Origin of the sequence: Winogradskyella vidalii, from assembly GCF_013403955.1 — a bacterium.
Lineage (GTDB): Bacteria > Bacteroidota > Bacteroidia > Flavobacteriales > Flavobacteriaceae > Winogradskyella > Winogradskyella vidalii.
The window spans coordinates 336226-358867 of the sequence record NZ_JABFDG010000003.1; the positions used below are offsets into that span (position 1 = coordinate 336226).

General features: G+C 35.0%; 15 protein-coding genes. 14 read left to right on the plus strand and 1 reads right to left on the minus strand.

Going from position 1 to position 22642, the window contains the following annotated elements:
- Window positions 1-200 precede the first annotated feature (200 nt).
- On the plus strand, window positions 201-3014 hold the full coding sequence (infB, locus tag HM982_RS10320; RefSeq protein WP_179353076.1) for a translation initiation factor IF-2: 2814 nt from the start codon (window positions 201-203) through the stop codon (window positions 3012-3014).
- A 67-nt stretch (window positions 3015-3081) separates the two neighbouring features.
- Here the strand turns inward: infB and HM982_RS10325 are convergent, their stop codons facing one another.
- Window positions 3082-3462, minus strand: a complete 381-nt coding sequence (locus HM982_RS10325; RefSeq protein ID WP_179353077.1) for an SPOR domain-containing protein — start codon at window positions 3460-3462, stop codon at window positions 3082-3084.
- A 299-nt stretch (window positions 3463-3761) separates the two neighbouring features.
- Between HM982_RS10325 and HM982_RS10330 the strand changes: the two genes are divergently transcribed.
- The 13 genes from HM982_RS10330 (at window position 3762) to ruvA (ending at window position 22639) form a co-directional block, all read left to right on the plus strand.
- Window positions 3762-5048, plus strand: a complete 1287-nt coding sequence (locus HM982_RS10330; protein ID WP_179353122.1) for a c-type cytochrome — start codon at window positions 3762-3764, stop codon at window positions 5046-5048.
- Window positions 5049-5183: 135 nt separating this feature from the next.
- Complete coding sequence (locus HM982_RS10335; RefSeq protein ID WP_179353078.1) at window positions 5184-8432, plus strand: TAT-variant-translocated molybdopterin oxidoreductase; 3249 nt, start codon at window positions 5184-5186, stop codon at window positions 8430-8432.
- 149 nt (window positions 8433-8581) lie between these two features.
- On the plus strand, window positions 8582-10315 hold the full coding sequence (nrfD, locus tag HM982_RS10340; protein WP_179353079.1) for an NrfD/PsrC family molybdoenzyme membrane anchor subunit: 1734 nt from the start codon (window positions 8582-8584) through the stop codon (window positions 10313-10315).
- An 8-nt stretch (window positions 10316-10323) separates the two neighbouring features.
- Window positions 10324-10863, plus strand: coding sequence for a DUF3341 domain-containing protein (locus tag HM982_RS10345; protein WP_179353080.1), 540 nt, complete (start codon window positions 10324-10326; stop codon window positions 10861-10863).
- Between the two features lies 1 nt (window position 10864).
- Complete coding sequence (locus HM982_RS10350; RefSeq protein ID WP_179353081.1) at window positions 10865-11425, plus strand: c-type cytochrome; 561 nt, start codon at window positions 10865-10867, stop codon at window positions 11423-11425.
- A gap of 21 nt (window positions 11426-11446) precedes the next feature.
- Window positions 11447-12778 carry a quinol:cytochrome C oxidoreductase gene (locus HM982_RS10355; RefSeq protein ID WP_179353082.1) on the plus strand — a complete coding sequence of 444 codons (1332 nt, stop codon included), beginning with the start codon at window positions 11447-11449 and terminating at the stop codon, window positions 12776-12778.
- A 24-nt stretch (window positions 12779-12802) separates the two neighbouring features.
- Window positions 12803-13864 (plus strand): cytochrome c oxidase subunit II, encoded by a 1062-nt coding sequence (locus HM982_RS10360; protein ID WP_179353083.1) that lies wholly within the window; start codon window positions 12803-12805, stop codon window positions 13862-13864.
- 32 nt (window positions 13865-13896) lie between these two features.
- A complete protein-coding gene (locus HM982_RS10365) occupies window positions 13897-15690 on the plus strand; it encodes a cytochrome c oxidase subunit I (protein WP_179353084.1) in 1794 nt (597 codons plus the stop codon).
- Window positions 15691-15877: 187 nt separating this feature from the next.
- A complete protein-coding gene (gene ruvB, locus HM982_RS10370) occupies window positions 15878-16900 on the plus strand; it encodes a Holliday junction branch migration DNA helicase RuvB (RefSeq protein WP_179353085.1) in 1023 nt (340 codons plus the stop codon).
- A 102-nt stretch (window positions 16901-17002) separates the two neighbouring features.
- A complete protein-coding gene (locus HM982_RS10375; protein WP_179353086.1) occupies window positions 17003-18334 on the plus strand; it encodes a cytochrome P450 in 1332 nt (443 codons plus the stop codon).
- A 93-nt stretch (window positions 18335-18427) separates the two neighbouring features.
- Window positions 18428-19324 (plus strand): tRNA epoxyqueuosine(34) reductase QueG, encoded by an 897-nt coding sequence (queG, locus tag HM982_RS10380; protein ID WP_394354351.1) that lies wholly within the window; start codon window positions 18428-18430, stop codon window positions 19322-19324.
- 138 nt (window positions 19325-19462) lie between these two features.
- Window positions 19463-21760 (plus strand): NADP-dependent malic enzyme, encoded by a 2298-nt coding sequence (locus HM982_RS10385; RefSeq protein ID WP_179353088.1) that lies wholly within the window; start codon window positions 19463-19465, stop codon window positions 21758-21760.
- 297 nt (window positions 21761-22057) lie between these two features.
- The gene (ruvA, locus tag HM982_RS10390) at window positions 22058-22639 is read left to right on the plus strand and encodes a Holliday junction branch migration protein RuvA (protein WP_179353089.1); all 582 of its coding nucleotides are present in this window, start codon (window positions 22058-22060) and stop codon (window positions 22637-22639) included.
- Window positions 22640-22642: the final 3 nt, after the last annotated feature.

The following is a 22642-nucleotide window of genomic DNA, read 5'->3' on the forward strand; positions in this document are numbered from 1 at the left end:
TGTAATGGTATCATCCTAATTTTAATTAAAATTGGCTTTGAATAAAATGATGATTTTTTATCTTTATACAAAGCATAACTATAAAGCATAGTATCATTAGGTTTTTTTTATGCTGAACTAGAAATAAAAAATGTTTTTATTTAAGCTTATTTTAAATTAAAATTAGTATATAATATATTTAAGTATTTTACAGGCAATTTATGGCTCAAACAACAAGATTAAATAAAGTACTAAGGGAATTGAATATTTCAATTGATCGTGCTGTGGATTTTTTAGAATCCAAAGGTGTAGAGATTGAGAAAAGCCCTAATACTAAAATTTCGCAAGAGGTTTATAACACGCTATCTGATGAATTTCAGACGGATGCATCTAAGCGTGAAAAAGCTCAAGAAGTAAGTGAAGCAAAACTTAAGGAAAAAGAAGAGCTTCGCGAACAAAGAGAACGCGAAATTGAAGAAAAGCAAAAGCAAAAAGCAGACAGAGAAGCTGTGGTTAAGGCTAAAGCTGAGTTAAGTGGGCCAAAACAAGTTGGTAAAATTGACTTAGATAATAAACCAAAGGCTCCAGAGGTTGAAACTCCAAAAACTCCAGAAGTTAAAGAAGAAGTCCCTAAAGCTGAAGAAGCACCAGTAGCTAAAAAAGAGGAAACTCCTAAAGCTGTTGAACCTACTAAAAAACCTATTGAAGCTAAAAAGACTGAAAAGGTTGAAAAGACTGAAAAAGTTGAAAAGGCAGAAACGGTTAAAAAAGTAGAAAAAGCTGAAACGGAAATGAAAACGGTAAAACCAACCGAAGAAAAAACCAAGGAAGCTCCTAAAGAAGAAAAGACTGAAAAAACGTCTAGTGCACCTGTTGAAGAAACATTAAAAACAAAGTACCAAAAGCTTTCTGGTCCAAATATCACAGGTAAAAAAATTGACTTATCGCAATTTAATAAGCCTAAGAAGAAAAAAGAGGACAAACCCAAAGGTGCTGGTGATGCTAATAAACGTAAAAGACGTAGAATTAGTAAAGGCGGAAATGATTCTAGACCAAACTTTGACAATAAGAAAGGAGGCCATAAAGGCAGAGGTGGCAATTCTAGGCCTAAAGTCGTTAAGGAAGAGCCAAGTGAAGAAGATGTTCAAAAACAAATCCGTGAAACTTTAGAAAAGCTTCAAGGAAAATCAAATAAAGGTAAAGGCGCAAAATACCGTAGAGATAAACGAGATCAACACCGTCAACAGACTGAGATTGATCAAGAAATTGCTGCAGCAGAAAGTAAAACACTTAAGGTGACAGAATTTGTTACTGTAAGTGAAGTTGCTACTATGATGGAAGTTAGTGTAACGCAAGTCATTTCAGCATGTATGTCTCTAGGAATGATGGTTACGATGAATCAGCGTTTAGATGCAGAAACATTAACTATCGTTGCCGAAGAGTTTGGTTACGATGTAGAATTCATCAAAGCAGATATTGAAGAATCTATTGAGGTTGTAGAAGATGATCCAAAAGATTTAATATCTAGAGCTCCAATTGTAACCGTAATGGGTCACGTAGATCACGGTAAAACATCGTTATTAGACTATATACGTAAAGAAAATGTAATTGCAGGAGAGTCTGGTGGTATTACACAGCACATTGGTGCTTATGGTGTACAATTAGAGAACGGACAAAAAATAGCCTTCTTAGATACACCAGGTCACGAAGCCTTTACAGCGATGCGTGCTCGTGGTGCTCAAGTTACAGATATTGCTATTATTGTTGTTGCAGCAGATGATGCTATAATGCCTCAAACAAAAGAAGCGATTTCTCATGCACAAGCGGCAGGTGTACCAATCGTTTTTGCGATTAATAAAATAGATAAGCCAGATGCAAATCCTGAAAAGGTAAAAGAGCAATTGGCACAAATGAATCTCTTAGTTGAAGACTGGGGTGGAAAAATTCAATCTCACGACATTTCTGCTAAGAAAGGTACAGGTGTACAAGAATTGCTTGAAAAAGTATTGCTTGAAGCTGAGTTATTAGAATTAAAAGCGAATCCAAATAAAGCTGCAAGCGGAACTGTTGTAGAAGCTTATTTAGATAAAGGTAGAGGTTACGTATCAACTATTTTGGTACAAGCCGGTACATTAAAAGTAGGTGATTACGTATTAGCAGGGAAAAATAGTGGTAAAGTAAAAGCCATGCAAGATGAGCGTGGACAAGATGTTGCTGAGGCAGGTCCTGCAACGCCAGTATCTATTCTAGGCTTAGATGGTGCGCCGCAAGCAGGTGACAAGTTTAATGTCTTTTCTGATGAACGTGAAGCGAAACAAATTGCGACTAAGCGTACACAATTACAACGTGAGCAATCGGTTAGAACACAACGTCATATTACATTAGATGAAATTGGAAGACGTATTGCACTTGGTGACTTCCAAGAGCTTAATATTATTCTTAAAGGTGACGTTGATGGTTCTGTTGAAGCTTTAACAGATTCTTTCCAAAAGTTATCTACAGAAGAAATACAAGTCAATATTATACATAAAGGAGTTGGTGCCATTACAGAAAGTGATGTATTGTTAGCAACGGCTTCAGATGCTATTATTGTCGGCTTTAATGTGCGTCCTGTTGGAAATGCAAGACTGATTGCAGACAAAGAAGAAATTGATATTAGAACTTACTCTATTATTTATGCGGCTATTAACGATCTTAAAGATGCCATGGAAGGTATGTTATCTCCAGAGGTTAAAGAAGAAGTTACAGGAACAGCCGAAATAAGAGAAATATTTAAAGTTTCTAAAGTTGGAAACATTGCTGGTTGTATGGTGATGAATGGTAAAATCTTTAGAAATTCTAACATTAGAATCATTAGAGATGGTGTGGTAGTTCATACAGGTACATTAGAAGCTCTAAAACGATTTAAAGACGATGTTAGAGAAGTATCTAAAGGCTACGATTGTGGTATGCAAATTAAAAACTACAACGACATTGCAATTGGAGATGTAATTGAAGCTTTCCAAGAAGTACAAGTGAAGAAAAAGTTAAAATAATAACTTTTAGAAATAAAAAAAACCGACAAGAAATTGTCGGTTTTTTTATGGGTTTTAAATGTGATATTTAGTCCTCCGTTTTAGGTTGAAAAGGAAAAGCATTCATATACTCTTTTTTAATTTTAGCTAAAGCACGATCCGCTTCTAATTGTGTTGCAAAATTGCCTACCCATACCTTATAATTAGGTGTGTTCCAAACAATCTCTACAGGCCAATCTTCATAGAGGTTTAAAAAATTTGATTTTTCTCGTTGCGCCTTGTCAGGATCGACATTCTGATACACTTGAATCTTATATACTTTTGATGTTTTAATATCTTTTTTATATTCTAGTAAAGTGTCAATATCACTATCTTGAGTGATTTTAACTTCACCTTGCTGTGCTTGCATTGATAATGTAAAAGCAAAACTTAATGCAATTAAGTAAACGGACTTATTATTTAATTTCATAAATTTAAAATTTTTAAGGCAAAGGTATAGTATTCATCGAAACAAGTGTAATTTTTTTTTAGCGCAAATTTTGTGGTAACCAATTGCACTTCAATCTGTCGATAAAATTAGAATGAAAATTCATTCCTATAATTTCAAATAGATTATTTAGAATTGGTATAAATTAGATGCTAACACTTCTTTATGATTTTCAAAATCGACTTTAAATGTTACTTTTGCCAGAGTTTTTATAAAGATCTTTTTTTACATTTTTAATGAAAAAATCGTACCAAAGTTTAGAAGATAATCCAACTTATAATATGAAACAAGTGATTTACTGTAGTTTAACCTCAAAGATATTTCGTCTTTGCCTTGTTCTGTTGCTTACGTTTACAACCTCACTTACCGCCCAAGAAGGTGATCCAGCAAAAGGGAAATCACTATACAATACCAACTGTGCTGCTTGTCATAGATTAGATACGCCACTAACAGGTCCTGCGTTACGTAACGTTGAGACTAGGTTGGCAGAAAACGAAGGTTTAGATAGAGACTGGTTGCAAGCATGGATAAGAAATAGTTCAGCGCTCATTAATTCTGGTGATGCGTATGCGAATAAAGTATACAATGAATGGAATAATGTAACAATGACTCCATTTCCACAATTGAGTGATCAGGATATTTCAGATATTTTAGCTTACACAGCACAGGAAAAGCCAGCACCAGTTGTTGCAGAGGCTACTTCAGAAGGTGCAGCTACGCAACAAGGCGGCGTGTCAAATGATTTAATTCTTGGGGCATTAGCTCTTTTATTTGCGTTGTTAGCCATGGCGTTAATTTTGGTGAAGCGTACGTTAAATCGTTTTGCTGAAGCTAAAGGTATTGATGTTCAAGTAGACAGTAAAAGAACACCATTATGGAAAGCATTTGCTCAAAATCAATTTTTGGTTTTAATGACTACAATATTATTTCTGTTAGCAAGTGGGTATTTTGTTTATGGCTATTTTATGCAGGTTGGTGTTGATCAAGGTTACGAACCCGTGCAGCCAATTCATTTCTCACATAGAATTCATGCTGGTGATAATGGTGTCGATTGTAAATTTTGTCACTCTTCAGCAAGAGTGAGTAAAACATCAGGTATTCCATCTTTAAATGTTTGTATGAATTGTCATAAATCAATTTTAGAGGTTGCACCTGAAACGTTAGCAGAAGGTAATGAGCATGGTGTAGATTATAATGCTGAAATTCAAAAATTATACGATGCTGTTGGTTGGGATGGTATGGCTTACACTGGAGAAGCGAAACCTGTAAAATGGATTCGTATTCATAATTTACCAGACTTTGCTTATTTTAATCACTCTCAACACGTAGAGGTTGGAGGTATTGAATGTCAAACGTGTCATGGTCCAGTAGAAGAAATGGAAATCATGTATCAACATGAGCCATTAACTATGGGATGGTGTATTAACTGTCACAGAGAAACTGATGTTAAAGTGAAGGACAATGAATATTATACTAAGATTCATGAAGAATTATCTAAAAAGTATGGTGTTGAGAAATTAACAGCAGCACAAATGGGTGGCTTAGAATGTGGTAAATGTCACTATTAAAATATTGAATTTTAATAGTTTTCGTGAAGACGAAAATCTCAAAAAAACAAAACAATAAAAAATTAAATATTTAGATAGATTTGGTTTTAGAATTCAAAATCGTAAATCAATAATCGTAAATCATAAATAAACACTATGTCATCAAACAAGAAATACTGGAAAAGTGTTGAAGAGCTAAACGAAAACAGCTCTATTGTTGAGGCGCTTCAACAAAATGAGTTTGTGGATGAAATTCCTACAGATGAATTTTTAGGAGATAAAGAGTCTTTAGAGTCTTCATCTACGTCGCGTCGTGATTTCTTAAAATACGTTGGTTTTAGTACTGCAGCTGCTTCTTTAGCAGCATGTGAAGGGCCAGTTGTTAAGTCCATTCCTTATATCGTGCAACCAACAGAAATTGTTCCTGGTGTTGCCAATTATTATGCAACTACAATTGCAGATGGTTTTGATTTTGCAAGTGTTTTAGTAAAAACAAGAGAAGGGCGTCCAATTAAAATAGAGAACAATACAGATGCCAGTACTAATGGTGTTGCTAATGCTAGAGTTAATGCTTCAGTTTTAGGTTTATATGATAGCTTAAGAGTAAAGTCGCCAATGAAAGATGGTTCTGCTATCTCTTGGGACACTTTTATGTCTGAGACGACTTCAAAATTAAATGGACTTAATGGTAAATCTATTGTGTTATTAACGCAATCTATGCCAAGTCCATCAACAAATAAATTAATTGCAGAATTCAAATCTAAGTATGGTAATGTACAGCATGTTGCTTATGATGCGGTTTCTGAATCTGCAACATTAGATGCTTACCAAGCAAAGTATGGAGTTAGGGGGATGGCTAATTACGATTTCTCTAAAGCTACAACCATTGTTTCTATTGGTGCTGATTTCTTAGGCGATTGGCAAGGTGGAGGTTTTGAGTCTGAATATGGTAAAAAACGTATTCCTGTTAACGGTAAAATGTCTAGACATATTCAGTTTGAATCAAATATGTCATTATCTGGTGCTAATGCCGATAAACGTGTGCCATTAACACCAAGTCAACAAAAATTAGCTTTAGCTAAATTATACAGTAGTATTACAGGTAATGCTGTAGGTAGTGTTAGTCTTCCTGAAGGTTTAGATAAAGCCGTTCAAGCAGCAGCGAATGAATTAAGCAAAGCGGGTAGTAACGGTGTTGTTGTATCTGGAATTCAAGATGTAAATGCACAATCGACCATATTAGAAATCAATACTTTTTTAAGAAGTAAAGCTTTTGATCCAAGTACAACTATAAATACGAGACAAGGTAGTGATGCAGCAGTGACACAACTAGTAGCTGATATGAAGGCTGGTAAGGTTGGTGCAGTGATTATGAATGGAGTTAATCCAATTTATACACTTCCAAATGCTTCAGATTTTAAAGAAGGTTTAGCTAAAACAGAATTGTCAGTTGCGTTTTCTATGAAACAAGATGAAACGTCATCTAACTGTCAATATATTGCTGCAGCACCTCATAACTTAGAATCTTGGGGGGATTTTGAAATAAAATCGGGGCATTACTCAATGATGCAACCAACTATTCGTCCTTTATTTGATACGAAGCAGTTTCAGGATGTCTTAATGGGTTGGACAAATACAACAGGAACTTACAGAGATTATATCAAATCTGTCTGGACACAAAGTGTATTGAATGGTGCTTCTTTTAACAAAGCAATTCAAGATGGCTTTTTTGTATCAGGTTCATCGGCTAGTGGTTCTAATGGGGCAACAACCATTAACGCTACTTCTACAACATTAAAAGATAAAAAAGATAGAACATTTTTAGGTGGTGTTATACATGACGTTGCCGTAGGTGTCGGAATCAAAGAAGAAGATAAAGACGAATTTGTAACGACCACAACGTCTACAACAGTAAACAATTCTAGCACAAATGCTGGTATTGCTTCAGTATTAACAGGAGGCGCAGCAGCTAGAGCATTAGCAAAAGAAGCCTTAACTGATGGTATGGAATTATCATTTTATACCAAAACAGGAATGGGCGATGGCCAACAAGCTAATAACCCTTGGTTACAAGAATTTCCTGATCCAATTACAAGAACAACGTGGGATAACTATTTAACCGTTTCTCAAGCTGATGCAGATCGTTTAGAGTTGAAAAACTGGAACGTTGCTAATGGTGGTTTAAATGGTAGTTATGCTAAAGTTTCGGTTAACGGTGCAGAAGCTATTACAGTGCCAGTGATTATTCAGCCAGGACAAGCAAAAGGTTCTGTAGGATTATCATTTGGTTATGGTAGAACTTCAGCGGCTTTAAAAGAAGAAATGAAAACGGGTGTTAATGCATATCCGTTATATCAAAACTTCAATAAGGTACAAAACGTAACGATTGAAAAAGCTTCTGGTGAACATGAGTTTGCTTGTGTACAGTTGCATAATACGTTGATGGGGCGTGGCGACATTATTAAAGAAACTAGTTTAGAGATATTCAATACTAAGGATAAGGAACACTGGAATGCAGTGCCTCAAGTATCCTTAAATCATATAGAAACGCCTGTAACATCTCCTGATGTAGACTTATGGGATGAGTTTGATCGCTCTATAGGTCATCACTTTAACTTATCAATAGACTTAAATGCTTGTACAGGTTGTGGTGCATGTGTAATTGCATGTCACGCAGAAAACAATGTGCCAGTTGTTGGTAAGTCTGAAATGAGACGTAGTAGAGATATGCACTGGTTGCGTATTGACCGTTATTATTCTTCTGAAGATAGCTTCGAGCAAGATTTAGAGAAGAAAACTAACATTTCAGGATTAAGCAGTTCATTAAGTGAATTTGGAGAATTAGAGAATCCAGCAGATAACCCACAAGTGGTTTTCCAACCGGTAATGTGTCAGCATTGTAATCATGCGCCATGTGAAACAGTATGTCCTGTGGCAGCAACTGTACACGGACGCCAAGGTCAAAACCAAATGGCTTATAACCGTTGTGTAGGTACACGTTATTGTGCAAACAACTGTCCGTATAAAGTACGTCGTTTTAACTGGTTCTTATATAACAAGAATGATGAGTTTGATTACTATATGAATGATGATTTAGGTCGTATGGTATTAAATCCAGATGTTGTTGTAAGATCTCGTGGTGTTATGGAGAAATGTTCTTTCTGTATTCAAAAAACACAGAAAACAATTCTTGATGCTAAACGTGATGGTCGCTTAGTTAAAGATGGTGAGTTTGAAACAGCTTGTTCAGCAGCTTGTGGAAACGGTGCTATGATTTTTGGTGACGTTAATGACAAAGAAAGTAAAGTTGCTGAATTAAAAGAAGACGATCGTATGTATCATATGTTAGAATATGTAGGCACAAAACCTAATGTATTTTATCATACTAAAGTGAGAAATACGTAAGTAATTCTAGTTAAGATTTGCATATAGAATAAAGGAACAATAGAGATTAAGTTTGAAACTGGAATAACGATAATTGCAAGTGAGCAGCTTCAAGCTTCCTACTTCTAGCTTCAAACTAATAAAACAATTAAAGAAACAAGTATATAATTATGGCGTCTCATTACGAAGCACCTATTAGAAGACCTTTAGTAACCGGAGAAAAATCGTATCACGATGTTACTGTTGATGTCGCAAGACCGGTAGAAGGCAAAGCCAACAAATCTTGGTGGATTGCTTTCAGTATTGCTTTGGTTGCATTCCTTTGGGGAATAGGTTGTATTATTTATACCGTATCGACTGGTATTGGAGTTTGGGGTCTTAATAAGACTGTAAACTGGGCCTGGGATATTACTAACTTCGTTTGGTGGGTTGGTATTGGTCACGCAGGAACTTTGATTTCTGCGGTACTATTATTATTCCGTCAAAAATGGAGAATGGCAATTAACCGTTCGGCGGAAGCCATGACCATTTTTGCTGTATTCCAAGCAGGTTTATTCCCAATTATTCACATGGGTCGTCCGTGGTTAGCTTATTGGGTACTCCCAATTCCTAACCAATTTGGATCTCTGTGGGTTAACTTTAACTCACCTCTACTTTGGGATGTATTTGCAATTTCTACGTATTTGTCAGTATCATTAGTATTCTGGTGGACTGGTTTATTACCCGATTTTGCAATGCTTAGAGATAGAGCTGTACGTCCGTTTCAAAAGAAAATTTATGCTTTAGTAAGTTTCGGTTGGTCTGGTAGAGCTAAAGATTGGCAACGTTTTGAAGAAGTATCTTTAGTACTTGCAGGTTTAGCTACACCGTTAGTACTTTCTGTACACACTATTGTATCTTTTGACTTTGCTACCTCGGTAATTCCAGGTTGGCATACAACAATTTTTCCACCGTACTTCGTTGCAGGTGCAATTTTCTCAGGATTTGCGATGGTAAACACACTTCTTATTATTATGAGAAAAGTGTGTAACCTTGAAGATTATATCACAGTTCAACATATCGAATTAATGAATATTGTAATCATGCTTACAGGTACAATTGTAGGTGTAGCATATATTACAGAGTTATTTATTGCTTGGTATTCTGGTGTAGAATACGAACAGTTTGCGTTCTTAAACAGAGCAACAGGTCCTTACTGGTGGGCATACTGGTGTATGATGTCTTTTAACGTATTCTCTCCACAATTTATGTGGTTTAAGAAACTAAGAACTAGTATTATGTTTTCGTTCTTTATTTCTATAGTTGTAAACATCGGAATGTGGTTTGAACGTTTTGTAATTATTGTAACATCATTACATAGAGATTACTTACCATCATCTTGGACAATGTTTTCTCCAACATTTGTTGATATCGGAATCTTTATCGGAACTATTGGATTCTTCTTTGTATTATTTTTATTATACTCAAGAACCTTCCCAGTAATTGCACAAGCAGAGGTAAAAACAATTTTGAAATCTTCAGGAGAGCGTTACAAACGTATTAGAGAAAGTGGTGAAAGTTTAGTAGGAACTGGTACTGATGCTAGAACATCACATCCATTAATTCCTGAAGAAACAACAGCACCTAAACCGTCTCAAGATAAAGAAGAGAAATTAGGTAACTTACTAGAAGGTGTTGGACGCTTTGATGCTGATAAACAAACTGCAGATGATTTAAAAGTTATTAGCGGTATTGGTCCAAAAATGGAAGAAGTACTTAATGAGATTGGTATCTTTACTTATGCTCAAGTAAGTAAAATGACAAAAAGAGAATATGACTTGTTAGACGAAATTACAGGTTCTTTCCCAGGAAGAGCAGAGCGTGATGATTGGTCAGGACAAGCTAAAAACTTATTAAACAACTAATATAGGCTATGGAAACTTCGAAAGTAATTCATGCTATTTATACTGATGATGATGTATTAATGTCTGCTGTTAAGAAGGTAAGACAAGAAAAACATCACATTGAAGATGTATTCACACCTTTTCCTGTTCACGGACTAGATAAGGCGATGGGATTGGCACCAACTCGTTTAGCGATAACAGCATTTTTATATGGCGCTTTAGGGCTATCTGTATCCATCGCAATGATGAATTTTATAATGATTGAAGATTGGCCTCAAGATATTGGAGGTAAGCCAAGTTTTAGTTTTTTAGAAAATTTGCCAGCATTTGTGCCAATTATGTTTGAGCTTACTGTATTTTTTGCAGCGCATTTAATGGTAATTACTTTTTACCTAAGAAGTAGAATGTGGCCATTTAAAGACGCTGAAAATCCTGATCCAAGAACTACAGATGACCATTTTTTAATGGAAATTGCAGTTCATAATAACGAAGAATCATTAACTAACCTGTTAAAAGATACAGGTGCAGTTGAGATAAATATTGTTGATAAAGATGAAGATGCACATTAATATGAAGATAGTCACAAAATATATCGTAGTATTAGTATTACTGGTAAGTCTTGTATCTTGCCAAGAAAATGCTAGGCCAAATTACCAATTTATGCCCAACATGTATGAGTCGGTTGGTTATGAAACATATCAAGAATCAGATGCTTTTGCAAATGGTGTTCAAGCCCAGTTACCTGCAGAAGGAACCATACCAAGAGGTGATTTTATGCCTTTTGAAATTGAAAACACAAACGAAGGCTACTTGTATGCTAAAGAGAACCTTAAAAGTCCTTTAGATTCTACTCAGATAGACTACGATAGAGCAGGACCATTATTTGGAATTTACTGTGGAATTTGCCACGGTAATAAAGGTGATGGTCAAGGTAAATTGGTACAACGCGAAAAGATTTTAGGTGTTCCTAGTTATGCAGATGCAGGAAGAGCTATAACAGAAGGTAGTATTTATCATACACTTTATTATGGTAAAAATACAATGGGTTCTTATGCTAACCAATTGAACGAAGAAGAACGTTGGCAGATTGTTGCTTATGTTCAAAAACTTAAGGCAGATTTAGAAAAATAAGATTTAGATAAAGATTATATAATGGAATATAAAATTTCAAATCGATTAAGAATAGGAGCTATCATTTTAATGGTCTTAGGCGTATTAGGTGTAGGTTATGGCTTTATGGATGCGTATAGCGTTACTGAAGATAATATCACTGAATATTTAGCCAGCGAAGATCATCATGGTGAAGCACATGCTACCGAAGGACATGATTTAGAAAAAGATCACGGCCATGGTGCTGAAGCAGAAGTAGAAGGTCATGAGTTATCTCATGAAGAACATGTATTACATCAAATACACAATAGACCTTATGCGGCTTTATATGTTGCTGCTTTGTTTTTCTTTATGATTGCTTTAGGTGTTTTGGCGTTTTATGCCATTCAATATGCTGCGCAATCAGGATGGTCACCAGTGCTCTTTAGAGTTATGGAAGGAATTACCTCTTATGTTTTACCTGGAGGTATCCTTGTTTTAATTATCCTTTGGATAGCCGATAGTCATATCTTTATCTGGTTAGATGAGAGTGTTGTTGCTCATGACACCTTAATTCAAAATAAATCAAGTTGGTTAAATAAACCATGGTTTTTTATTAGAGGTTTTATTTATTTAGCTGGTTGGTCTTTATACCGTCATTTTTCAAGAAAATTTTCAGTAGCTCAAGATTTAGCAGATATTAATGATAATAGTAATTTTAAAAAGAACTTTAGAATCGCAGCAGGATTCTTAGTATTCTATATTTATACAGAATCTATGATGTCTTGGGATTGGATTATGAGTGTAGATCCTCACTGGTTTAGTACATTATTTGGATGGTACGTATTTGCAAGTATGTTTGTAAGTGGTATTACTGTTATTGCTTTAATTACTTTGTATCTTAAATCTAAAGGTCTACTAGAATTTGTAAATGATAGTCATATTCATGATTTAGCTAAATTCATGTTTGGTATTAGTATTTTCTGGACTTACCTATGGTTCTCTCAATTTATGTTAATTTGGTATGCAAACATTCCAGAAGAGGTAACTTATTTTATAACTCGTATTGAAGATTATAACGTACCATTTTTTGGTATGTTAGCTCTAAACTTTATATTCCCACTATTATTATTAATGAATAGTGATTACAAACGTATTCCTTGGTTTGTTGTGATGACTGGTGTGGTGATTCTATTTGGACATTATTTAGATGTTTTCAACATGATTATGCCTGCAACAGTTGGTGACAGATGGTTTATAGGTGTGCCAGAAATAGGTTCAATACTATTCTTTGCTGGTTTATTTATGCTAATTGTATTTACTTCGCTTGGCAAATATCCATTATTAGCAAAAGGAAATCCATTTATTAAGGAAAGTGAACACTTCCACTATTAATTTTAAATAAGAACAGAAACGATAATGACTGCTATATTAACGATTATAATTGTACTATTTGTAGCTGTTGCCTTGTGGCAAATGGTAAAGATATTTGACTTGGCTCAGGTTGGTACTACTAACACGCAAATTGCGGATGACCATGATAACAAAATCAATGGTTATCTAATGATTGGTTTTCTAATTTTTATCTATCTAATAACAATTCTTAGTTTTTGGTATTTAGGGGATTTACCTTTAATGTCCAATGCTGCATCAGAACACGGATCTAAAGTTGATAATCTTATGATTATCTCTATGATAGTGATTTTTGTAGTACAAACAATTACCCAATTCCTTTTACATTACTTTGCTTTTAAATATAGAGGAGAGAAAGGGAAAAAAGCATTTTTCTATGCTGATAACAATACTTTAGAATTTATTTGGACGGTTATACCCGTAATTGTTTTGGCAGGTTTAATTATATATGGTTTATTCACTTGGAATGATATTATGAATATCGACGAAGATGATGATCCAATGGTAATTGAATTGTACGCTCAGCAGTTTAACTGGAAAGCACGTTATAGTGGTAACGATAATGTATTAGGTAAAGCTAATGTAAGATTGATTGATATTGATCGAGCAAACATTTTAGGTGTTGATGAAGAAGATCCTAATGCTGAAGATGATGTTATTGTAACAGAACTTCATTTACCAGTAGGAAAGCCTGTGTTATTTAAAATGCGTTCTCAAGATGTATTGCACTCAGCATACATGCCTCACTTTAGAGCACAAATGAATTGTGTTCCAGGTATGGTAACACAATTTGGATTTACACCTACAGTTACAACAGCTGATATGCGTCAAACACCAGAAATAATTGATAAAGTAAAAAATATCAATGAACTTAGAGTAGAACGTTCAGCGGAAGTTGAGGCATCAGGACAAGAGCTGATATACGAGTTTGATTACTTGCTTTTATGTAATAAAATTTGTGGAAAGTCGCACTACAATATGCAGATGAAAATCATTGTAGAGACACAAGAAGAGTTTGATGCGTGGATGGAAGAGCAAACTACTTTCCCTAATTCATTGATTAATTAATTAAAGGTTTTTAAGAAAAAGAAAAAGAGATTATGTCAGCAACAGCAGATACACACGGTCACGACGATCACGACGTACATCATCACAAAGAGACATTTATAACTAAGTATATATTTAGTACAGATCATAAAATGATTGCTAAACAGTACTTAATTACAGGTACAGTGATGGGTATTATTGGTATTTTAATGTCAATAATGTTTCGTATGCAAATTGCTTGGCCAGAAAAGCCAAACGTTTTATTTGAAGCCTTATTAGGAAAATGGGCTCCTGATGGTGTTATGGATGCTGATATTTATTTGGCTTTAGTTACCATTCACGGTACCATAATGGTATTTTTTGTATTAACAGCAGGTTTAAGTGGTACGTTTAGTAACCTTTTAATTCCATTACAGATTGGTGCAAGAGATATGGCTTCTGGTTTCCTTAATATGGTATCCTATTGGTTATTCTTCATCTCATGTGTTATAATGATTGGTTCTTTATATGTTGAAGCCGGACCAGCAGCAGCAGGATGGACAATTTACCCACCTTTATCAGCATTGCCTATGGCATCTAGTGGTTCAGGTATGGGTATGACACTCTGGTTAATCTCTATGGCGATATTTATTGCGTCTCAGTTAATTGGATCTTTAAATTATATTGTTACTGTAATTAACCTTCGTACAAAGGGTATGTCAATGACAAGATTGCCTCTTACTATTTGGGCGTTTTTTGTTACTGCAATTATTGGAACAGTATCTTTCCCAGTTCTACTTTCAGCAGCACTATTATTAATAATGGATAGAAGCTTTGGTACGTCATTCTTCTTATCCGATATTTTTATTCAAGGTGAAGTATTACATTATCAAGGAGGATCACCAGTATTGTTTGAACATTTATTTTGGTTTTTAGGTCACCCAGAAGTATACATCGTTATTCTTCCGGCCATGGGTCTAGTTTCAGAAATTATGGCATCAAGTTCACGTAAGCCTATATTTGGTTATCGTGCGATGATTGCTTCTATACTAGCTATTGCATTTTTATCAACTATTGTATGGGGTCACCATATGTTTGTTTCTGGTATGAATCCGTTCTTAGGGTCTGTATTTACATTTACAACCTTATTAATTGCAATTCCTTCAGCTGTAAAAGCATTTAACTGGATAACGACGATTTGGAAAGGTAATCTTCAAATGAATCCAGCCATGCTATTCTCTATAGGTTTTGTCTCTACTTTCATTACAGGTGGATTAACAGGAATCATTTTAGGAGATAGTGCTTTAGATATTAATGTTCATGATACGTATTTTGTAATTGCACACTTCCACTTGGTAATGGGTATATCAGCATTATACGGTATGTTTGCAGGTATCTATCATTGGTATCCAAAGATGTTTGGTCGTATGATGAACAAAAACTTAGGATATCTACACTTCTGGATAACTGCGGTATGTGCTTACGGGGTGTTCTTCCCAATGCACTTTATAGGTATGGCAGGTTTACCTAGACGTTATTACTCTAACTCATCATTCCCATTATTCGATGATTTAGCGAATACTAATGTAATTATTACAATATTTGCCATCGTTGGTGGTATTGCACAAATTATATATCTATACAATTTCTTCATTAGTATATTCTATGGTAAGAAAGCTGAACAAAATCCATGGAAATCTACTACTTTAGAGTGGACTACGCCTGTTAAACATGTACATGGTAACTGGCCAGGGGCTATTCCTCATGTTTACCGTTGGTCTTACGACTATAGTAAACCAGGACATGATGTTGATTTTGTACCTCAGAATGTTCCATTAATGGAAGGTGAAGAAGAGTTACAACATTAAAATACGTACGAAAGCGGGTATCTCTACATAGATTAAAAAAGACCTTTGGAAAGCATTTAGTTTCCAAAGGTCTTTTTCTTTATATTTGCTTTAGCCAAATTAAAATTGGCTAACCTACTAGGTTTTCGGAACCTTGTAGGTTTTAGAAACTATAAAATAAGAGATTCCTGCCTTCGCAGGAAGTAGCATGAACGAAAACCTAAATCCATACAACGATAACTTCACACCCGAAGAACTAGATGTCGAAAAGAAATTAAGACCCTTAACCTTTGATGACTTTACAGGTCAAAATCAAGTCTTAGAAAATCTGTTGGTTTTTGTACAAGCAGCCAATTTACGTGAAGAAGCATTAGATCATACTCTGTTTCACGGTCCTCCTGGCTTAGGTAAAACCACCTTAGCGCATATTTTAGCAAATGAATTAGATGTTGGTATCAAAGTTACTTCAGGGCCTGTTTTAGATAAGCCTGGTGATCTTGCAGGATTATTAACAAATCTTGAAGAACGTGATGTCTTATTTATAGATGAAATTCATCGCTTAAGTCCTATAGTTGAAGAGTATCTTTATTCAGCCATGGAAGATTATAAGATAGATATTATGATTGAGTCTGGCCCTAATGCAAGAACCGTTCAAATCAATCTGAATCCATTTACACTTGTAGGAGCCACAACACGGTCAGGATTACTAACAGCGCCAATGCGTGCGCGTTTTGGTATAAGCAGTCGTTTACAATATTATAAAACTGAACTATTAACTTCTATTGTTCAGCGTAGTGCCGCTATATTAAATATGCCCATCTCTATGGAAGCAGCCATTGAAATTGCTGGCAGAAGTAGAGGAACACCTCGTATCGCTAATGCCTTACTAAGACGGGTTAGGGATTTTGCACAAATAAAAGGCAATGGAAAAATTGATATTGCCATCTCTAAATTTGCTTTAAAAGCATTAAATGTCGACGCATATGGTCTCGATGAGATGGACAATAAGATTTTATTAACCATTATTGATAAATTTAAAGGTGGTCCTGTAGGAATTACAACCATTGCTACAGCCGTTAGTGAAAGTCCTGAAACCATAGAGGAAGTATATGAACCTTTCCTTATTCAACAAGGTTTTATTATGCGTACACCACGTGGCCGTGAAGTTACGCCACAAGCCTATACGCATTTGGGAAAAACAAAAGGCCCAACTCAAGGTGGCTTGTTTTAGAATGTTTCCTATTAAGAGTGACTTGTTCTATTATTTCGGTTGTATTTTGCTGATTAAGGGAAGTAATTACAATTTAAGAATCACTATTAAAGCATCATATATTTGAATTCTGAAAATAACATACCTACAGTTCCACTAAGTCGATTTGTTAAACATTCCTTAGAAATTTTAAAAAATCCGCTCCCGTTTCATCATCAAAATTTTGAGGAACAAGGCGATGTTTTTAGGTTAAAAATTGGACTAAAGAATAGTGTGGTATTTGTAAGAGATGCCGCTTTTGCAGCGTATGTGCTTCAGAAGAATCAAAAGAATTATACCAAATCTAAAATTCAAACCGAAGACTTAGTCAAATATGTTGGCACAGGTTTATTAACTGCAGAAGGTGAGCATTGGAAAAAGCAGCGTAAACTTATTCAGCCAGCCTTTCATAAAAAACAGTTAGAAAACCTTTTAGATAGTATAGCTAATGCTATTACTTCAGAATATAATAAGATTACACCCAACCAAGTTATAGATATATTTCCTATTCTTAATGATTTGGCATTTCAAACTGTAGTCAAATCTTTGTTTAGTAGTGCTGCCAATCAGGAAGATATTAACAGGCTGCAATATATTACTGAAGCAGCTCAAAAAATGTTGGTTAAAGAATTACGTCAACCGTATTTAGGCTGGTGGTTTACTGTTAGTGGTGAAATTAAAAAGCATCTAGATTTAACCCAAGAAGCACGACAAATATTAAAGCGCATTGTTAACGAAAGAAGAACTTCGGGGATAAAGGCGCACGATTTGTTAGATATGTTGTTAGAGGCCAGGTATGAGGATGGTCATCCTATGGAAGAAGAACAACTGATTGATGAAATCTTAATTTTATTTACAGCAGGTCATGAAACCACATCTAATGCTCTCACTTTTGTAACCCAACTTTTAGCATTACATCCCGAATGGCAGGATAAAATACTAAAGGAACGCCAAAAGATACAAAGCGAAAGTGATGACCTTATGGATTTGGTGACCAAGTCTAAAATATGTCAACAAGTTATTGAGGAAGGCATGCGCTTATATCCACCGGTATATTTTATAGATCGGGTTAATAAAACAGAAGACACTTTTAATGGTCTGAATTTTGAAGCCGGATCTAATTTATTATTTTCCGTTTACGAAATGCATCGTCATCCCGAGTTGTGGGAACAACCTGATGCGTTTTTACCAGAACGTTTTAGTGAAGGTGGGCGTAAATTTTCATCACAGTATTTTCCATTTGGCGCAGGACCAAGAAAATGTATAGGGAATAATTTCGCGATGTTCGAAATGATTATTGCAATTTCAGAATTAGTGTCAAACTATAAAATCATCCCAGATTTTGAAACTATAGATATTACGCCATTAATTACATTAAAACCCAAAAATGCTTTTCTAAAGTTTGAAGAAAGATAATTGCTCGGCTGAGCATAGTCAAAGCCTTTAGAGGTTTATATAGGTCTGATTTAACGATACCATAAATTGAATAACAAAGCAAAATACACAGCGATGATTAAATCCGAAGCCAAACGCCTCGGATTTTTGTCTTGTGGTATTAGTAAAGCGGAATTTTTAGAAGCTGAAGCCCCACGATTAGAAACTTGGCTTAATAAGAACATGAATGGCGAAATGCGTTATATGGAAAACCATTTCGAAAAACGTTTAGATCCTACTTTACTTGTTGAAGGTTCAAAATCTGTAGTGTCTTTATTATTAAATTATTACCCTTCAGAAGTTCAAAAAGAGGACACTTACAAGTTATCTAAATATGCTTATGGCAATGATTATCATCATGTCATAAAACACAAACTAAAATCACTATTATATTTTATTCAAGATGAAATAGGTGAGGTTGGTGGACGTGCATTTGTAGATTCAGCGCCAGTTTTAGATAAAGCTTGGGCAGCAAAATCGGGTTTAGGTTGGATAGGAAAACACGCTAATTTATTAACGCAAAAAGTCGGCTCCTTTTATTTTATTGCTGAATTAATAATTGATTTAGAACTGGACTACGATATGCCAGTTACTGATCATTGCGGTACATGCACAGCCTGTATAGATGCTTGTCCTACAGAAGCCATTACCCAACCTTATGTGGTAGATGGTAGTAAATGCATTTCTTATTTTACTATAGAATTAAAAGAAAATATACCCACCGAATTTAAAGGCCAATTTGACGATTGGATGTTTGGCTGCGATATTTGCCAAGACGTTTGCCCTTGGAATCGCTTTTCAAAACCACATAATGAACCTTTGTTTAATCCACATCCCGAGTTATTAGATATGACCAAAAAAGATTGGGAGGAAATAACAGAAGATACCTTTAAGAAAGTGTTTCAGAAATCGGCAGTGAAGCGGACAAAGTTTTCTGGTTTGGAACGGAATATTAAATTTTTAAAAGGTTAGGTTTTACTTATAAAACTTAAAGCGCCTCCTATAAAAGATTATTGATTTTAAAAATAGATGACCACCCTTTTTTAAGCGTATTAGGATGAATACTCAACATTCAAATGCTTATATTTGTAGCTTAATTCTTTTCAAGATATGAGTAAGCAAAGTAAACGTTTAGAGGCTCTAGTGTATCATGCTAAACCAACTCCAGGAAAAATAAAAGTAGTACCGACAAAAAAGTATGCTACCCAGCGCGATTTATCATTAGCTTACTCACCTGGTGTAGCTGAACCTTGCTTAGAAATCGAAAAGGATGTTAATAATGTTTATAAATATACAGCTAAAGGAAATTTAGTAGCTGTTATTTCAAACGGAACAGCTGTTTTAGGTTTAGGAAATATCGGACCAGAAGCTTCTAAGCCTGTGATGGAAGGTAAAGGTTTGCTATTTAAGATTTTTGCAGATATTGATGTATTTGATATTGAAGTTGATACTGAGGATGTCGAAGCTTTTATTGCAACGGTGAAGAATATAGCGCCAACTTTTGGAGGGATAAACCTCGAAGATATCAAAGCACCTGAAGCCTTTGAGATTGAACGTCGTTTAAAGGAAGAATTAGATATTCCGGTGATGCACGATGATCAACATGGTACCGCAATAATATCCGCAGCAGCTTTATTGAACGCTTTAGAAATCGCAGAAAAAAATATTGAAGAAGCTAAAATTGTGGTAAGTGGTGCTGGCGCAGCAGCAATTTCTTGTACACGATTATACCAAGCTTTTGGTGCTCGCCGTGAAAATATTGTGATGCTAGACAGTAAAGGTGTGATTAGAGATGATAGAGATAATTTAACACCTCAAAAAGCAGAGTTTGCTACACATCGTAAAATACATACGTTAACTGAAGCAATGCAAGATGCCGATGTTTTTATCGGTTTATCACAGCCTAATATAGTAACGCCAGAGATGTTAATTTCTATGAATGCAAACCCTATTGTGTTTGCTATGGCAAATCCTGTTGCCGAAATAGATTATCAACTCGCTAAAAATACAAGGGAAGATATTATTATGGCTACGGGCCGCAGTGATTATCCTAATCAAGTTAATAATGTACTCGGATTTCCATTTATTTTTAGAGGCGCGTTAGATGTTAGAGCGACAAAAATTAACGAAGCTATGAAAATGGCAGCCGTTAAAGCCTTATCTAATTTAGCTAAAGAATCCGTACCTGAACAAGTTAATATTGCCTATTCTGAAACAAAATTAACGTTCGGAAGGGACTATATTATTCCAAAACCTTTTGATCCAAGACTTATCTCAGAAGTCCCACCTGCTGTAGCAAAAGCAGCTATGGAAAGTGGTGTGGCTAAAGAACCAATAGAAGATTGGGACCGTTATAAAAACTCGTTATTAGAACGTTTAGGGTCAGATAATAAGTTGGTTCGTATGTTGTTAGAACGTGCAAAAACGAATCCAAAACGTGTTGTTTTTGCAGAAGCTGATCAGCTCGATGTGGTTAAAGCAGCTCAAATAGTATATGATGAAGGCATTGCTTATCCTATTTTATTGGGTAGAAAAGAGGTTATAGCTTCACTGATGAAAGAGATTGAATTTGATGCTGATGTTCTTATTATTGATCCTAAATCAGATGAGGAAACAGACCGAAAAAATCGTTATGCTAAAGTTTATTGGGATAAATGTAAGCGCGAAGGTGTCACACTTTATTCATCTCAAAAGAAAATGAGAGAGCGTAATTATTTTGCCGCAATGATGGTAAATGTTGGTGATGCAGATGCGCTTATTACGGGCTATTCTCGTAGTTATCCATCGGTAGTAAGACCAATGTTAAAGTTAATTGGTATGGCAGAAGGCGTTAACAGAGTTGCAACCACTAACTTAATGATGACGCAACGTGGACCTATGTTTTTAAGTGATACAGCAATAAATATCAATCCTACGGCCAAGGATTTAGCTAAAATTGCACGTATGACTTCTAAAGTGTCTAAAATGTTTGGTATTGAGCCTGTTACTGCAATGATTTCGTATTCTAACTTTGGTTCTTCAGATCATCCTAATTCAGAAAAAGTAAGAGAAGCTGTAGCTCAATTACATAAGGCTTATCCAGATATGGTAGTCGATGGTGAAATTCAGAGTGATTTTGCATTAAATTCAAAAATGCTTCAAGACATATTTCCATTTTCAAAATTAGCAGGTCGAAAAGTTAATACGCTTATTTTTCCAAATATAGAAGCTGCTAATATTACCTATAAATTGTTGAAGGAATTAAATAAATCAGATTCAATTGGTCCAATAATGATGGGAATGCGTAAACCTGTGCATATCCTACAATTGGGGTCTAGTGTAGATGAAATTGTAAATATGACCGCAATTGCCGTTATAGATGCTCAAGAATGTGAAAAACGAGAACGTAAAATTGAAGCCAGAGGTTAGATGTGAGAGATGAGAAGTTAGAGGGTTAATTTGAAAAATGTTAGATTAAATCAGATATACAGTTTTAATTTGTCTTCGACAAACTTCCTCGAAATCTCAGTCTGGTTTTTTCTAAAAATTCCAGAAATTACCCGTGTAATCCGTTCTGATGACTTCAAGAAATAATTCATTCCGTTTCCAATAACAGAATCGCTATTAAATTAAACATATTACTAAAACCAAGTTTCATAGTGCTGATTGAAACCCTTAAATGAAAATAATTTTACTACATTTGGTTTTTTAACTTTTCTTTAATAAATGATTACACATATAGAGGGCAAACTTGTAGAAAAGAACCCGACTGATATTGTTATAGATTGCAATGGCGTTGGATATTTTATTAATATCTCATTACACACATTTTCTCAAATTCCAGATAAAGAACATCTCAAACTTTATACTTTTCTTCAGGTTCGTGAAGATTCACATAGTCTTTATGGATTTTCAACAAAAACAGAACGTGAAATATTTAAATTATTAATTTCTGTTAGTGGTATTGGTGCTAATACAGCACGTACCATGTTGTCTTCTCTTACACCAGAGCAAGTAAAGGAAGGAATAGCAGGTGAAGATGTTGCTTTAATTCAAAGTGTTAAAGGAATAGGTATCAAAACTGCCCAGCGTGTTATTATTGACTTAAAGGATAAAGTGTTAAAAGTGTATGGTATTGATGAACTTTCTTTAATACCAAACAATACGCACAAAAATGAAGCGTTATCTGCTTTAGATGTTTTAGGATTTAATAAAAAACAGTCTGAAAAAGTGGTCGATAAAATTTTAAAAGTCCAACCAGAAGCCCAAGTGGAGCAAATTATTAAAGAAGCTCTAAAAAACTTATAATCC